Origin of the sequence: Streptomyces sp. NPDC052396 (assembly GCF_044593195.1) — a bacterium.
Lineage (GTDB): Bacteria > Actinomycetota > Actinomycetes > Streptomycetales > Streptomycetaceae > Streptomyces.
Genome location: NZ_JBIUAW010000026.1, coordinates 16,951 through 34,372, shown reverse-complemented (window position 1 = coordinate 34,372; position 17,422 = coordinate 16,951). Strand labels below are relative to the sequence as shown.

The following is a 17,422-nucleotide window of genomic DNA, read 5'->3' as shown; positions in this document are numbered from 1 at the left end:
TCGTCCAGAAGTCACAGAAGTCACAGAAGCCTCAGAGGCCATCGCGGTCCGCTCGTGCCGGGGCGCCGGGCGGTCAGGAGATGCCGAGTTCATTGCTGATGAAGTCGATGACTTCCTCGTCGGTCGCCAGGTCGAGTTCGTCGGCGACGCTCGTCCCGGCGGCCTGGGCGGGCGCTGTCTCCTCCCACCGCTGGGCCAGCGCCCGCAGCCGGGCCGCCACCTGCCCCCGTTCCTCCTCGTCCAGCGGTGCGGCGGCCAGCCCGGCCGCCCAGTCGTCTAGGCGGGCCAGGAAGGGGTCGGCCGGCGAGCCCAGGCCGGCCAGCAGCTCGGCCTCGATGGTGTCGGTCAGCGCGGCCGGTGTGGGGTGGTCGAACACCAGGGTGCTGGGCAGGGTCAGACCGGTCGCGGCGCCCAGGCGGTTGCGCAGTTCCACGGCGGTGAGCGAGTCCAGCCCCAGGTCCTTGAAGGGGCGTTGGGCATCCACGCCGTCCGGGTTCGGGTGGCCGAGGACGATGGCGATCTGGCCGCGCACCAACTCCAGTACGGCCGGGTGCCGTTCCTCGGGTGCCAGGGCGGTCAGGCGTTGGCGCAGGGCGTCCGCCGCCCCGGCCGGCGCCTCCTGCGCCCGCACCGCCGGGGCCTCGACCAGGCCGCGCAGCAGCGGCGGTACGGCCCCCTGCTCGGCGGCCGTGCGCAGCGCCCGGGTGTCGAACCGCACCGGCAGCCATACCGGCCGTTCGGTGGCCAGGGCCGCGTCGAACAGTGCCAGGCCGTCCTCGGTGGACAGGCCGGCCACACCGGAGCGGGACACCCGTTCCAGGTCGGCCCCGGCCAGTCCGCCGCCCATGCCCCCGGTCGCGGACCACAGGCCCCAGGCCAGCGAGGCGGCGGGCAGGCCGGTGTCGCGGCGGTGGGCGGCCAGGGCGTCCAGGAAGGCGTTGGCGGCCGCGTAGTTGGCCTGCCCGGCGGCGCCCAGGGTGCCGGCGGCGGAGGAGAAGAGGACAAAGTCGGCCAAGTCCCGGTCCCGGGTCAGCTCATGAAGGTGCCAGGCGCCGTCCGCCTTGGGCCGGAAGACGGTGTCGATCCGCTCCGGTGTCATGGACTCCAGGACTCCGTCGTCCACCACTCCGGCGGTGTGCACCACGGCGGTCAGCGGGTGCCCGTCCGGTATGGCGGCCAGCAGTTCCGCCACCGCGGCCCGGTCGGCCAGGTCACAGGCCACGGCCCGGGCCGAAGACGCGCCCAACGCGGCCAGTTCTGCGGTGAGTTCCGCCGTGCCCGGGGCGTCCGGCCCACGGCGGCTCGCCAGCAGCAGGTGCCTGGCCTGGTGGGTACGGACCAGGTGGCGGGCCACCTCGGTGCCCAGCGCCCCGGAGCCGCCGGTGATCAGGACGGTGCCCTCGGGGTCCCGGACCGGCGGCATGGTCAGCACGATCTTGCCGATGTGCCGGGCCTGGGCGAAGTGGCGGAAGGCGGCGGGCGCCTGCCGGACGTCCCAGGTCCGTACCGGCAGCGGCGCCAGCCGGCCCTGCTCGAACAGCGCCAGGATCTCCGCCAGCATCTGTGCGATGCGCTCGGGTCCGGCGTCCATCAGGTCGAAGGCGCGATAGGCGACCCCCGGGTGGTCGTCGGCGATCCGGCCGGCGTCGCGGATATCGGTCTTGCCCATCTCGATGAACCGGCCGCCCGGCCGCACCAGCCGCAGGGAGGCGTCCACCAGTTCCCGCGCCAGGGAGTTGAGCACCACATCGACACCGCCGGCCGCGGCGAACCGGGTCTCGAACTCTCCGGTACGGGAGGAGGCGAGATGCGCCTCGTCCACACCCAGCCCGCGTACGGTCTCCCATTTGGCCGGGCCGGCCGTGGCGAACACCTCGGCGCCCAGGTGCCGGGCGAGCTGGACGGCGGCCATGCCGACGCCGCCCGCCGCCGCGTGGATGAGCACCCTGTCCCCCGGCCGCAGCCCCGCCAGATCCACCAGGCCGTGGTAGGCGGTGAGGAAGGTGACGGGGACGGCGGCGGCCTGGGGGAAGGACCAGTCCCGGGGCATCCGGGCGAGCAGACGGTGGTCGGCCACCGCGACCGGGCCCAGGCAGCCGGCCGCCAGCCCCAAGACCCGGTCGCCGGGGGCGAGTCCGGTCACCTCCGGCCCCACCTCGGTGACCACTCCGGCGATCTCACCGCCCAGCGCCCGCTGGTCGGACACCATGCCCAGGGCCATCACCACATCCCGGAAGTTCAGCCCGGCCGCACGCACCGCCACCCGGACCTGCCCGGGCGCCAGGGGCGCGGCGGCCGCCGGGCACGGGGCGAGGACCAGGTCCTCCACCGTGCCGCCGCCGGCCAGTTCCACCCGCCACTCCCCCGGGCCCGGCGGGGGCACCAGACTGCCCTCGGGGATGCCACGGGCCAGCCGGGGCACCAGCAACGCCCCGGCTCGTATGGCGAGTTGGGGCTCGTCGCCGGACAGTGCTCCGGGCAGGGCCGCCGTGGATCCGGGGTGGTCATCCAGATCTGCCAGGATGAACCGGCCCGGGTGCTCGGACTGTGCGGAGCGCACCAGGCCCCAGAGCGCGGCGGCGGCCAGGTCGGTGACCGCTGCCGCGGGTTCTCCGGCTTCTCCGGGTTCTCCGGCGGCGGTGACGGGCAGGGCGCCATGGGTCACCACGGCCAGCCGGGCGGCCCGCAGCCGGTCGTCCTTCAGCCATTGACGCATCACGCGAAGCACCTGGCCGGCCAGAGACCGTGCGGCACCGGTCGGGTCCGTGTGGTCCCCCGGGCGGCAGGGCAGTATCACCACCTCGGGTATGACCTCGCCGGAGTCGAGCGCGGCGGTCAGGGCGTCCAGGTCGGCGAACGCCGGGACGGCGAGGGCGCCGGCCAGCGCCTCGTCCCCGAGAACCACGCGGGCCGCGGTGGGGTCGGGGTCCGAAGTGGCCTTGTCCGCCACCCAGTTGACATGGAAGAGCGTGTCCTGGGTGCGGGTGGCACGCAGTTGCTGGGCGGAGACGGGGCGGGTGACCAGCGAGCCGACCGAGGCCACTGGGGCGCCCTGCTCGTCCCACAGGGTGAGGGACACCGTGTCCGCCCCGGCCGGGGCCAGCCGGGCGCGTAGCGCCGGGGCACCGCCGCCGTGGCAGGAGACGTCCTGCCAGGCGAAGGGCACCCGCAGCCGGGAGCGGTCGGCCGGTTCCCCGTCCAGCAGGGCCAGGTGCAGTGCGGAGTCCAGCAGTGCCGGGTGGACGGCATAGGCGCCGGCCCCGGCCCGGATGCCGGGTGGCAGCGCCAGCTCGGCGAACAGTTCCTCGCCCAGTCGCCAGGCCCGGTTGAGGCCGCGGAAGGCGGGGCCGTATTCGAAGCCCTGGCCGGCCAGGCGCTCATAGAAGCCGTCCAGCGGGACGGGCTGGGCGCCGGCGGGCGGCCAGGCCGCACCGGCGGGGGCGGGTGCGGTGGCGGAACCCGGGGCGAGCGCGCCGCGGGCGTGGCAGGTCCAGGGTTCGCCCGGGGCGGCGTCCTCGGGCCGGGAGTACACCCCCAGCGTGCGGTGGCCCTGCTCGCCCGCCACTCCCACCCGGATCTGGAGGTGGACGGCGCCCCGGTCGGGCAGGATCAGCGGCGCCTCCTGGGTCAGCTCGCTCAGGCGCGGGCAGCCGGCCCGGGCGCCGGCGCTCAGGGCCATCTCGACCACGGCGGTGCCCGGGAGCAGTGTGGTGCCGAGGACCTTGTGGTCGGCCGGCCAGGACTCGGTCCGGCGGGACAGTCGGCCGGTCAGGACGGCCTCCTGGGCGTCGGCCAGTTCCAGGGCGGCGCCCAGCAGCGGGTGCCGGAGCCCGGCGAGGCCCGCGGCGCTCACCTCGGCGGTGGCGGCCGGCCGGCTCCAGGGGAAGCTCCGGCGCTGGAAGGGGTAGGTGGGCAACTCCACCGTGCGGGCCCCGGTGTCGGCGAAGAACCGGGTCCAGTCGACCGGGGCGCCATGGACGAACGCCTGGGACACCGCGCCGAGGGTGGTGTCGGCCTCGGGCCGGCCGGACCGGGCCGCCGGGATCACCACGGTGCCGGCGGCCGCCGGGTCCCCGGCGAGGCAGTCCTGGGCCATCGCGGTCAGTGTCCCGGACGGCCCGACCTCCAGGAAGGTGCGCACCCCGGAGGCGAGGAGGCGGCGCATTCCGTCGTGGAAGCGCACCGGTGCCTGGGCATGGCGCACCCAGTACTCCGGGGAGCACAACTGCTCTTCGGTGGCGATCTCTCCGGTGAGGTTGGAGACCACCGGGATGCGGGGCGGGTGGAAGGTGAGCCGTTCGGCGACGCGGCCGAACTCCTGGAGCATGCCGCTCATCTGCGGGGAGTGGAAGGCATGGCTGACCCGCAGCCGGCTGGTCCGCCGCCCCTGTTCCCTGAAGTGCCCGGCGACCTCCAGCACCGGGCCTTCGGCCCCCGAAACCACCACGGACGCCGGTCCGTTGACGGCGGCGAGGGAGATCTCCTCCGCGTGTGCCGCCACCAGGGGCAGCACCTCCGCCTCGGTGGCCTGGACGGCGACCATCGCGCCGGTGCCGGGCATGCTCTGCATCAGCCGGCCCCGGGCGGCCACCAGGGCGCAGGCGTCTTCCAGGGACAGCACTCCGGCGGCCTGGGCGGCGGCCAGTTCCCCGACCGAGTGGCCGAGCAGCAGGCCGGGGGTGAGCCCCCAGTGGGTGAGCAGGCGGAACATGGCCACTTCATAGGCGAACAGCGCGGCCTGGGTGTAGGCGGTCTGCTCCAGCAGCGCGGCCGCCGGCGTCCCCTCCTCGGCAGACAGGACCTCGCGCAGCGGCCGGTCCAGGTGCGGATCGAGGTGACCGGCCACCGTGTCCAGGGACTCAGCGAACACCGGGAAGGCGGCGGCCAGTTGGCGTCCCATGCCCGGGCGTTGGCTGCCCTGGCCGGAGAAGAGGAAGGCCGTTGCGCCCTCGGCGGCCGGGCCCAGGGTCAGTCCGGCGGCGGGGCGGCCCTCGGCCAGGGCGGAGAGCCCGTCCAGCAGGCCGTCCCGGTCGGCGGACCACAGCACGGCGCGCCGGTCGAGGGTCGCCCGGGAGGTCACCAGGGACCAGCCGACGTCCACCGGCCGGAGTGCGGGGCGGGCGGCCAGGTGGCCGGCCAGGCGCCTCGCCTGCTGTCGCAGGGCCTGGTCGCCGCGGGCCGAGAGCACCAGTGGCGTCTTGCCGGACGGGCGGTCGGCGTCGGCGTCCGGTACCCCCGGCTCGTCCTCGGCGGCCTGCTCCAGGATCACATGGGCGTTGGTGCCGCTGATGCCGAAGGAGGAGACGGCCGCGCGGCGGGGGCGGCCGGTGTCCGGCCAGTCCCGGGTCTCGGTAAGCAGGCGGACCGCGCCCGAGGACCAGTCCACATGCGGAGAGGGCTGGTCGATGTGCAGGGTCTTGGGCAGCACCCCGTGCCGCATCGCCAGCACCATCTTGATCAGGCCGGCGATGCCGGCCGCGCCCTGGGTGTGCCCCAGGTTGGACTTGATGGAGCCCAGCCACAACGGCCGTTCGGCGGGCCGGTCCTGGCCATAGGTGGCCAGCAGGGCCTGGGCCTCGATGGGGTCGCCCAGGGTGGTGCCGGTGCCATGGGCCTCCACCGCGTCCACCAGGTCCGCCGACAGACGGGCGGCGGCCAGGGCCTGCCGGATCACGCGTTGCTGGGACGGTCCATTGGGGGCGGTCAGTCCATTGGAGGCACCGTCCTGGTTGACGGCGGAGCCGCGCACCACGGCCAGCACCGGGCGCCCGTTGCGCCGGGCGTCGGACAGCCGCTCCAGCAGCACCAGGCCGACGCCCTCGCCCCACCCGGTGCCGTCCGCGGCGGCGGCGAACGCCTTGCACCGGCCGTCGGCCGCCAGCCCGCGCTGCCGGCTGAACTCCGTGAAGATGCCCGGGGTGGTCATCACCTGGGAGCCGCCGGCCAGGGCCATGGTGCACTCGCGCTGCCGCAGGGCCTGGACGGCCAGGTGCACCGAGGCCAGGGAGGCCGAGCAGGCGGTGTCCACGGTGACCGCCGGTCCCTCCAGGCCGAAGGTGTAGGCGAGGCGGCCGGAGAGCACACTGGCGGCGCTGCCGGTGAGCTGGTGTCCCTCGCTGCCCTCGGCCGGTTCGGCACCGGCGCCATTGGTGGTGAGTACGGATCCCACGAACGTGCCAATGGGACGGCCGCGCAGCGCACCGGGGCTGACCCCGGCCCGTTCAAAGGTCTCCCAGGCGGTTTCCAGCAGCAGCCGCTGCTGGGGGTCCATCGCGGCGGCCTCGCGTGGGCTGATGCCGAAGAGGTCCGCGTCGAACTCGGCGGCGTCGTCCAGGAAGCCGCCTTCCAGGGCGTAGGTCGTGCCCGGCCGGCCGGGGTCCGGGTCGAAGAGCGCCTCGGTGTCCCAGCCCCGGTCGGTGGGAAAGGCCGCGATGGCGTCGGTTCCGCCGGCCACCAGGCGCCACAGGTCCTCCGGGGACCGGACGCCGCCCGGGAAGCGGCAGCCCATCGCCACCACCGCCACCGGCTCACGGGAGGCGGCCATCAGCTCCCGGTTGCGGGCGCGCAGGGTCTCAATCTCCTTGAGTGAGGCCCGCAGTGCCTCGACGAGCTTCTCGTCACCAGCCGGCATCGTGGTCCTCCGTCTCGGGGTGTGCTTGGTTGTTCAGGGCCATGGCCAGCAGCCCCTCGGCGTCCAGTCGGTCGATGGAGCCGGTTTCGGCGTCCTTGGGCCGTGCCGCCGCGGCGGCCGGACGGCCCGCGAGGTCCAGCAGGGCGTCGAGCAGTCCGGCGTCGCGCAGCCGGGCCAGCGGAATGCCGGCCAGGGCTTGGCGCACTTGGTGCTCGGTGTCGCGCTGGGCGTCGGATTCCGCGTCCCCGGGGGCCAGTTGGCCGTCCAGGTGCCCGGCCAGCGCGCCCGGGGTGGGATGGTCGAAGACCAGCGTCGGGGGCAGTCGCAGCCCGGTCGCGGCGGACAGCCGGTTGCGCAGTTCCACGGCGGTCAGTGAGTCAAAGCCCAGTTCCTTGAAGGCCCGGTCCTGGCCCACCGCCTCGGCGGCCGGGTAGCCGAGCACGGTGGCGGCCTCCGCCCTTACCAGGCCGAGGAGTTGGCGTGCTCGCTCGGGCGGGGTCAGGGCGGCCAGCCGGCGGCGCAGTGCCGCACCGCCCTCCGCCGTGCCGGGGCCGCGCCGCGCGGGGGTGCGCACCAGCCCGCGCAGCACCGGGGGCAGGGTGTCGGTGCGGGCTCGCAGCGCGGACAGGTCCAGTCGCATGGGGAGCAGCAGCGGCCGGTCCATGGCCAGGGCGGTGTCCAGCAGCGCCAGTCCCTCCTCGGTGGAGATGCCCCGCAGGCCGGAGCGGGTCAGCCGGGCCCGGTCGGCCCGGCCCAGGCCGGCGGTCAGCTCGCTGGTCTCGGACCACAGCCCCCAGCCCAGCGACAGCCCGGGGAACCCGGCCCGGCGCCGGCCGGCCAGCAGCGCGTCCAGGAAGGCGTTGGCCGCCGCGTAGTTGCCCTGCCCGGCGCTGCCCAGGGTGGCCGCGGCCGAGGAGAACACCACCAGCGCCACCGGACCGGATGTCCTGGTCAGCTCGTCGAGGTGGTGCACCGCGTCCACCTTGGGCCGGAACACCCGGTCGACGCGCTCAGGGGTCAGGGCCGGGATCACGCCGTCGTCCAGCACTCCGGCCGCGTGGATCACGGCGGTCAGCGGGTGCCGGCCGGGGACCGAGGCCAGCACGGCGGCGATGGCCTCGCGGTCGGCCGTGTCACAGGCCGCCCAGGTCACGTTGGCGTCCAACGCGGCCAGCTCGGCGGTCAGTTGGGCGGCCTCCTCGGTGGTGCCGCCGCGCCGGCTCACCAGCAGCAGATGGCGCACTCCCCTGGTGCCGGCCAGGTGCCGGGCCACGGCGCGGCCCAGGGTTCCGGAGGCTCCGGTCACCAGCACCGTGCCCTGGGCGTCCCACCGGGTGGCGGTGTCCTCCTCGGCCGCCGGGGCGCGTTCCAGCCTGGGCACCAGGATCCGGCCCGCGCGCAGGGCGAGTTGGGGTTCGTCCAGGGTCAGGGCGGTGGCGAGGTTCCGGAGGGACTCGGGGTGGCCGTCCAGGTCGGCCAGGACAAAGCGGCCGGGGTTCTCCGACTGGGCCGAGCGCACCAGGCCCCAGACCGCGGCGGCCGCCGGGTCCCCGGGGGGATCACCGTCCGGGGCGGCCGGTGCGCTCCGGGTGAGGATGACCAGCCGCCGGGTGTCCTCGTGCTCCCCGGCCAACCAGGATTGCAGCAACTCCAGGGCACGGCAGGTGAGTTCGCGGGCGCGTTCGGCAAGGTCGCCGGCTGAGGTGTCAAGCGGCGCGAGGACCAGCTCGGGTGCCGGAGCTCCGGTCTCGGCCGCCGCCCGCAGCGCGGGCAGGTCCGGGTAGCGGCGGCCGGGCAGCTCCGGGGCGTCGTCCCCGAGTACGGCCCAGGTTCCGGCGGCGGTGCCGGTGGCGGTGGACGGGGCGGCCGTCCAGGCGAGCTGGAACAACGCGTCCCGGTGGCCGCGCAGTTGCCCGGCCGCGACCGGCCGGGCCGTCAGCGACCGTACGGTCACCGCGGGGGCACCCTCGGCGTCCGCCACCACCACCGACACATCCTGGGCGGCGCCCGGGGAGACCCGGACGCGTACCGCCGGGCCGCAGTCGCGGTGGAAGGCCACCTCGTTCCAGGCGAAGGGCATGGCCGCCTCCCCGGTCCCGTCCGGCCGGCCGCGCAGCAGACAGGAGTGCAGGGCGGCGTCGAGCAGCGCGGGGTGGGCGCGATAGCCGTCCGTCCCGGTGTGCCGCTCCTCCGGCAGCGCCGCCTCGGCGAAGATCTCCTCGCCCAGGCGCCAGGCGGTGTGCAGGCCCCGGAAGGCGGGGCCGTAGCCGAGGCCGGTCTCATCCATCCGCTGGTAGAAGTCGGAGAGTTCGAGAGGCGTGGCTCCCGGGGGCGGCCAGGCGCCGTCCAGGGCGGGCGGCGGGGCCGGGGTATCCGTGGTGAGGACGCCCCGGGCGTGGCACAGCCAGGGGTCTTCCGGTGGCGCGTCCTCGCGGCGGGAGTACACGGCCAGCGGCCGGGTGCCGTCCTCCTCGGGCGGGGCGACCCGGACCTGGAGGCGGACCGCGCCCCGTTCGGTGAGGACCAGCGGGGCCTGCTGGATCAGTTCCCGGATCTGGGGGCAGCCGGTCTCGGTCCCGGCCAGCGCGGCCAGTTCCAGGAAGGCGGTGCCGGGCACAATCACGGTCCCGGCCACGGTGTGGTCGGCCAGCCAGGGGTGGCTGTCCAGGGACCAGCGGGCGGTGAGGACGGTCTCGGGTGAGTCGGCGAGTTCCAGCCGGGCGCCCAGCAGCGGATGGTCCGCGCGGCCGAGTCCCGCCGCGGTCACCTCTCCGGACGCGGCGGGGGCCGGCAGCCAGAACCTGCGCCGCTGGAACGGGTAGGTGGGCAGCTCCACCGCATGGGGCGGGCGGCCGGCCCAGAGCGCCGTCCAGTCCACCGCGACGCCCCGGGTGTGGGCCTCGGCGAGCGAGGCCAGGAAGCGGTGCGGGCCGCCCTCGCCACGCCGCAGGGACCCCACCGTCACCCCGGGCCGTCCGGGGTGGTCCGCCAGGACCTCGCCGACGGCGGTGGTGAGCACCGGATGCGGGCTGGCCTCCACAAAGGCGCCATAGCCCAGGCCGGCCAGTTCCCGGACGGCAGGCTCAAAGCGGACCGGCTCGCGCAGATTGCGGTACCAGTAGCCGGCGTTGAGCCCGGCGGTGTCCTGGAAGGCGCCGGTCACCGTGGAGAAGAAGGCGACTTGGCCGGTGCGCGGCCGTATCTCCGCCAGGTCGCGGGAGATACGCTCCCGCACCTCCTCGACATGGGGTGAGTGCGAGGCGTAGTCCACCGGGATCCGGCGGGCCCAGACCCCGGTCCGCTCGCAGTGGGCCAGCACCTCGTCCAGTGCGGCCGCATCGCCCGAAACCACCACCGACGCCGGTCCGTTGACCGCCGCCAGGGACAGCCGCCCGTCCTGGTCCGCCACCAGCTTCTCGGCCTCCGCCGGGGTGATGGCCAGCGAGAGCATGCCGCCGCGTCCGGCGATGGCGGTCAGGGCACGGCTGCGCAGGGCGACCACCCGGGCGCCGTCGGCCAGGGAGAGTCCGCCCGCGACACAGGCCGCGGCGATCTCGCCCTGGGAGTGGCCCACCACGGCGGCGGGTTCCACCCCATGGGAGCGCCACAGGTGGGCCAGGGAGACCATCACCGCCCACAGGGCCGGCTGGACCACGTCCACCCGGTCCAGGCAGGTTTCGGCGGCGGTGCCCCGGACCACCTCCAGCAGGTCCCAGTCCACATGGGGGGCCAGGGCCTCGGCGCACTCGGTCAGGCGTTCCCGGAAGGCCGGTGCGGCATCCCACAACTCGGCTGCCATGCCCGCCCATTGGGCGCCCTGGCCGGGGAAGACGAACACGGTCTTTCCGGGGTCGCCGGCCGTCCCCCGGACGACGGCGGGGTCCTCGTGCCCCGCCGCCAGCGCGGCCAGGGCGGCCAGCGACTCCTCCCGGCCGCCGGCCAGGACCACCGCACGGTGGTCCAGCACGGCCCGGGTGGTCAGCAACGAGCCGGCCACCTCGGGGAGTTGCTGCTCCGGACGGGCGGTGAGGTGCTCGTGCAGCCGGGCGGCCTGGGCGCGCAGGGCCGGTTCGCTCCTGGCCGACAGGACCAGGGGCAGCGGGCCGTCGGGGACGGGCGCGCGCGGGCCGTCATCGGGCGCCGGCGGTGCCTGTTCCAGGATGATGTGCGCATTGGTGCCGCTGATGCCGAAGGAGGAGACGGCGCCCCGGCGCGGCCGCCCGGTCTCCGGCCAGGGACGGGCCTCGGTGAGCAACTCCACCGCGCCCTGGGACCAGTCGACATGCGGGGTGGGCGCGTCCACATGCAGGGTGCGGGGCAGCATGCCCTGCCGCATGGCCAGCACCATCTTGATGACCCCGGCGACACCCGCCGCCGCCTGGGGGTGCCCCAGGTTGGACTTGACGGAGCCCAGCCACAACGGCCGTTCGGCGGGCCGGTCCTGGCCATAGGTGGCCAGCAGGGCCTGGGCCTCGATGGGGTCGCCCAGGGTGGTGCCGGTGCCATGGGCCTCCACCGCGTCCACATCCGAGGCCCGGAGCCGGGCGCCGGCCAGGGCCTGGCGGATCACCCGTTCCTGGGCGGGGCCGTTGGGGGCGGTCAGACCGTTGCTGGCGCCGTCCTGGTTGACGGCGGAGCCGCGCAGCACGGCCAGCACCCGGTGCCCGTTGCGCCGTGCGTCACCGAGGCGTTCGACCAGGAGCACTCCGGCGCCCTCGCCCCACACGGTGCCGTCGGCGGCCGCGGCGAAGGGCTTGCAGCGCGCGTCGGCGGCCAGGGCGCCCTGCCGGCTGAACTCGGTGAAGGCGCTGGGGGTGCACATCACGGTGACCCCGCCGGCCAGTGCCAGGTCGCAGTCCCCGCCGCGCAGCGCCTGGGCGGCCAGGTGCAGGGCCACCAGCGAGGAGGAGCAGGCGGTGTCCACCGTGACGGCCGGGCCCTCGAAGCCGAAGGTGTAGGAGATCCGGCCGGAGGCGACGCTGCCGGAGCCGCCGGTGCCCAGATAGCCGGCCGCCTCGCCCGGGGCGGCGGCGTGCCGCATGGTGTAGTCGTGGTACATCAGGCCGGCGAACACCCCGGTGCGGCTGCCGCGCAGGGCCGTGGGGTCGAGGCCGGCCCGTTCCAGTGCCTCCCAGGAGATCTCCAGCAGCAGGCGCTGCTGGGGGTCCATGGCCACCGCCTCGCGTGGGCTGATGCCGAAGAACTCGGGGTCGAAGTGGGCGGCGTCCCGCAGGAATCCGCCTTCCGCCGTGTACGTGCCGGGGTCGAGGTCCCAGCCGCGGTCGGTGGGGAAGGCGGAGATGGCGTCGGCGCCCCCGTCCACCAGCCGCCAGAGGTCCTCCGGTGAGCCGACACCGCCGGGGAAGCGGCAGGCCATGCCCACGATGGCGATCGGCTCATCGGTGCGCACCGGGCCACGGAGCGCCGGCCGCCGTTCCCGCCGCTCGCCGGTGAGCCGGCCGTGCAGGTGCTCGGCGAGCGCCTGTGGCGTCGGCTGGTCGAAGACCAGGGTGGCGGGCAGCCGCAGGCCGGTGACCCGGGCCAGGCGGTTGCGCAGTTCGACGGCGGTGAGCGAGTCGAAGCCCAGCTCCTTGAAGGCGCGCCCGGGTTCCACCTCCGCCGCCCCCGCGTGGCCGAGCACCGCGGCGACCTGGGAGCGGACGGCCTCCAGGACGGCCGCGGCACGGTCCTGGGGCGAGCGGGCGGCGAGTTCGCGGCCCAGGGCGGAGGTGCCCTCGGTGCCGGCCCCGGCGCGCCGGGCCGGGGGCCGGACCAGGGCGCGCAGCAGGGCGGGTACGCCCTCGGTGGCGGCCCGGGCCCGGACGGCCGTCAGGTCCAGGCGGGTGGGCACCGCCACGGGCGGTCCGGCGGCCAGGGCGGCGTCGAAGAGGGCGACGCCTTCCGCGCCGGACAGGCCGGTGACTCCCGAGCGGCGCATCCGGTCCCGGTCGGTGTCCGACATGCCGGCGGTCAGCGCGCTGGTCCGGGCCCATAGCCCCCAGGCCAGGGAGAGCGCGGGCAGCCCCAGCGAGCGCCGGAGACCGGCGAAGGCGTCCAGGAAGGCATTGGCCGCGGCATAGCCGGCCTGACCCGCGCTGCCGAAGGTGCCGGCGGCGGAGGAGAACATCACAAAGGCCGTCAACTCGGCGGTGCGGGTGAGCTCATGGAGGTTCACCACCGCGTCGGTCTTCGGCCGGAACACGGTATCCAGCCGGTCCGGGGACAGCGCGGACAGCATGCCGTCGTCCAGCAGGCCGCCGGCGTACACCACGGCGCGCAGCGGGTGTTCCGCCGGGATGCGGGCCAGGACCTCCGCCAGTGCGGCGCGGTCCGCCACATCGCAGGCCGCCCAGTGCACCGAGGCGCCCAACTCGGTGAGCTCGCCGGTGAGTTCGGCGGCCCCGGGTGCGTCGGCGCCGCGCCGTCCCAGCAGCAGCAGCCGGCGCGCGCCATGGGTGGCGGCCAGGTGGCGGGTCACGACCCGGCCGAGTACGCCCGACGCCCCGGCCACCAGGACGGTGCCCTCGCCGTCGAACACCCTCGGTGCGGGGCCGGGCGGCGGCAGGCGGCGCAGCCTGGGGGCGAGCGGCTGCCCGTCGCGCAGGGCGAGTTGGGGCTCCTCGCCGTCGGCCGCGGTGGGCAGCAGGGCGGCCGAGGGCTGCTGTCCGTCCCAGTCCACCAGGACCAGCCGGTCCGGGTGCTCCGCCTGGGCCGAGCGCAGCAGGCCCCAGGCGGCGGCCAGGGCGGGGTCGGCCGTCTCCCGCTCGTCTGTCGCGACGGCGCCCCGGGTCAGCAGGACCAGGCGGGCGGCGGACAGCCGGTCGTCGCCGGTCCACCGCTGGGCCAGGGCCAGCGCGCGGCCGGTGATCTCGCGGGTGGCCATGGGCAGTTCGCCCGGGCAGGGCTCCAGTGTCGCCAGCACCACATCCGGTGTCTCGGGTGCGGCGGCCACCGCCGCGAGGTCCGGCTGTCGCCGCACCCGCAGGCCGGCGGCCTCCAGGGCCGGGGCCAGTTCCCCGGCGCCGTCCAGCACGGCCCAGGTCCGTGACCGGCCGGAGGCCGGGGCGGGGGCCGGGATCCAGTCCACGGCGAACAGGGGGGCGCCCGGCCCGGGTTCGGCGGACTTCAGCATGCCGGGCGTCACCGGGCGGACGGCCAGCGAGTCCACCGAGGCGACGGGGGCGCCGGTGGCGTCGGCCGCCTCCAGGGTCACCGCGTCGGGGCCCGCCGGGGTGAGGCGTACCCGCAGCCGGGTGGCACCGGTGGCGTGCACGGCCACGCCCGACCAGGAGAACGGCAGCCGGGGGCCGGCGGTCCGGGTGTCATCGGCGGCCACCGCGTGCAAGGCGGCGTCCAGCAGCGCCGGATGGACGGCGAAGCCATCACCGTGGTGCTCGCCGTCGTACTCCTCGTCGAGGGCGACCTCGGCGAAGATCTCCTCGCCCCGGCGCCAGGCGGCCCGCAGGCCGCGGAAGGCGGGGCCGTACTCCAGTGCACGCTCCGCCAGGTCCTGGTAGACCCGGTCCACCGGCAGGGGGTCGGCGCCGGGCGGGGGCCATTCCTCCAGCGGGGTGCCGGCGGGGCGGGCGATACGGGTGAGGGTTCCGCCGGACTGCCGGGTCCAGGGCGCGTCCGGGGTGTCCTCGGGCCGGGTGTGGAGGGTGAGGTGACGGGCTCCGGTGTCATCGGCGGCGCCGATCATGGCGCACAGCTGGATTGCGCCCCGGGCGGGCAGCACCAGCGGTGCCTCCAGGGTCAGTTCGGCCACGCCCTCGCAGCCCGCCCGCTCGGCCGCCCGGAGCGCCAGCTCCAGGAAGGCGGTGCCGGGCAGCAGGACGGTCCCGTCCACGGCGTGGCCGGCCAGCCAGGGATGGGTCTCCAGGGACAGCCGCCCGGTGAGCAACAGGCCGCCCGAGTCGGGGAGTTCGGCGGTGGCGGCCCACCAGGGGTGGGTGAGCGGGGTGAGCCCGGCCGCCCCGACGTCGCTCGTCGGCCGTGGGGCGTCCAGCCAGTGGCGGCGCCGGTCGAAGGCATAGGTGGGCAGCGGGATGCGGCGGGCGCCGGTGCCGGCGAAGACCCGTTCCCAGTCGGGGGACCGTCCCTGGGCGTAGAGCTCGCCCAGGGAGCGCAGAAAGCGGTCCGGGCCGCCGTCGTCCCTGCGCAGGGTGCCGGTCACCAGCGCGTCCTCGCCCAGTGCGGTGAGGGTCTCGGTGAGGCCGGGGGTCAGCACCGGGTGCGGGCTGCACTCCACAAAGGTGCCGTGCCCGGCTATGGCCAGGCACTCGACGGTCTCCGCGAGCCGGACGGTCTGCCGCAGGTTGCGGTACCAGTACTCGCCGGTCAGCTCGCCGCCCGGCAGGACGTCGCCGGTGACCGTCGAGTACAGCGGGATGTCCCCGGCGCGGGGGCGGATGCCGGCCAGGGCGGCCAGCAGGTCCTGGTGGAGGGCCTCCACCTGCGGGGAGTGGGAGGCGTAGTCCACCGCCACGCGCCGGGCGCGCACCTCGTCCCGGGCGCAGTCGGCCAGCAGTTCGTCCAGTGCCGCCGGGTCGCCCGAAACCACCACGGACGACGGGCCGTTGACGGCGGCCACGGCCAGCCGGCCGGGCCGGCGGGCCAGACGGTCGCGGACCTCGGCGACGGGGGCCGCCACCGAGACCATGCCGCCCGCTCCGGCCAGCCGTTCGGCGACCAGACGGGAGCGCAGGGCCACGACCCGGGCGCCGTCCTCCAGGGACAGCGCCCCGGCCACACAGGCCGCGGCGATCTCGCCCTGGGAGTGGCCCACCACGGCTGCGGGTTCCACCCCGTGCGAGCGCCACAGGGCGGCCAGGGACACCATCACCGCCCACAGCACCGGCTGGACCACCTCCACCCGCTCCCAGCGGGTGTCCTCGGCGGGGGCGGACACCATCTCCCGCAGTGACCAGTCGGCATACGGGGCGAGGGCGTCGGCACAGGCTTCCATCCGCTCCCGGAAGACGGCGGAGGACTGCCACAACTCCGCGGCCATGCCGGCCCATTGGGAGCCCTGGCCGGGGAAGACGAAGACCGTGCGGCCCGCTTCCCGGGCGGTGCCCTCGGCCAGGCCGGCGGCGGGCTCCCCGGCGGCCAGCGCGGCCACCCCGCGCAGCAGTTCCGCGGACCGGCTGCCCACCACCACGGCCCGGTGCCGCAGCGCGTCCCGGGTGGTGGCCAGCGAGAGGGCGACATCGGCCGGGTGCTCGCCGGGGTGGGCCGCCAGGTGTTCGCACAGCCGGGCCGCCTGGGCCCGCAGGGCCCCGGGGGTCTGGGCGGAGAGTACCCAGGGGACCGGGCCGGGTGCCGCGTCCGGCTCCCGGTCTCCGGTTTCCGGAAGGTCCTCGGCCTGCTCCAGGATCACATGGGCGTTGGTGCCGCTGATCCCGAAGGAGGACACGCCGGCCCGCCGGGGGCGGCCGGTCTCCGGCCAGGGCCGGGGTTCGGTCAGCAGCCGTACGGTGCCGGCGGACCAGTCGACATGCGGGGTGGGGGTGTCCACATGCAGGGTCGGGGGCAGGGTGCCATGGCGCAGCGCCAGCACCGTCTTGATCACGCCCGCGATGCCGGCGGCGGCCTGGGTGTGGCCGATGTTGGACTTCAACGAGCCCAGCCACAGCGGGTGTTCGGCGGGCCGGTCCTGGCCGTAGGTGGCCAGCAGGGCCTGGGCCTCGATGGGGTCGCCCAGGGTGGTGCCGGTGCCATGGGCCTCCACGGTGTCCACCTCGGCCCCGGTGAGTCCGGCGTTGGCCAACGCGGCCCGGATGACCCGCTGTTGGGCGGGGCCATTGGGGGCGGTGAGCCCATTGGAGGCGCCGTCCTGGTTGACGGCGCTGCCGGTGACCACCGCGAGCACCGGGTGGCCCAGCCGGCGGGCGTCGGAGAGGCGCTCCAGCAGGACCACGCCCACGCCCTCGGCGAGCCCGGTGCCGTCCGCCTGCCCGGCGAATGCCTTGCACCGGCCGTCGGGGGACAGCGCGCGCTGCCGGCTGAACTCCAGCAGCGCGGCCGGGCTGGACATCAGGGTGGCCCCGCCGGCCAGGGCGAGGTCGCACTCCCGGTTGCGCAGCGCCTGCACGGCGAGGTGCAGGGCCACCAGGGAGGAGGAGCAGGCGGTGTCCAGGGTGACCGCCGGGCCCTGAAGGCCGAAGGTGTAGGCCACCCGGCCGGAGGCGACACCGGCGGCCCGTCCGATCTCCAGCTGTCCCTCGAACTCCGTGAGGATGCCGGGCAGTCGGGGGGTGTAGTCGCTGCCCATCAGCCCGGTGAAGACCCCGGTGCGGCTGCCGGCCAGTGCGGACGGGGCCAGGCCGGCCCCTTCCAGGGCCTCCCGGGAGACCTCCAGCAGCAGCCGCTGCTGGGGGTCCATCACCAGGGCTTCCCGAGGGCTGATGCCGAACAGCTCGGCGTCGAAGGAGGCGATGTCGTCGAGGAACCCGCCTTCCCGGGCATAGGACTTGCCCACCCGGTCGGGGTCCGGGTCGTAGAGTCCCTCCGCGTCCCAGCCCCGGTCCTCGGGGATCGGGGTGATCCCGTCCGAGCCGGCGGCGACCAGCCGCCACAGTTCCTCCGGCGAGGACACTCCGCCGGGGAAGCGACAGGCCATCGACACCAGCGCGACCGGCTCCCGGCTCGCCGTCTCGGCGGTCCGCAGGCGCTCACGGGTCTGGACCAGCTCGGCGGTGAGCCGCTTGAGGTAGTCGAGCGTCTTGTCGTCCTTGCTCATGTCGAACGTGCTGCCCTTCACACGGAGATCGAGGGACTGGTCGAGCT

Annotated in this window: 2 protein-coding genes; both read right to left on the bottom strand. The window is 75.8% G+C overall.

Annotated elements, in window-relative coordinates:
* Positions 1-73 precede the first annotated feature (73 nt).
* Positions 74-6,598 carry a type I polyketide synthase gene (locus ACIHFE_RS33615; protein WP_400112743.1) on the bottom strand — a complete coding sequence of 2,175 codons (6,525 nt, stop codon included), beginning with the start codon at positions 6,596-6,598 and terminating at the stop codon, positions 74-76.
* A 19-nt stretch (positions 6,599-6,617) separates the two neighbouring features.
* On the bottom strand, positions 6,618-17,396 hold the full coding sequence (locus ACIHFE_RS33610; RefSeq protein ID WP_400112733.1) for a type I polyketide synthase: 10,779 nt from the start codon (positions 17,394-17,396) through the stop codon (positions 6,618-6,620).
* Positions 17,397-17,422 lie beyond the last annotated feature (26 nt).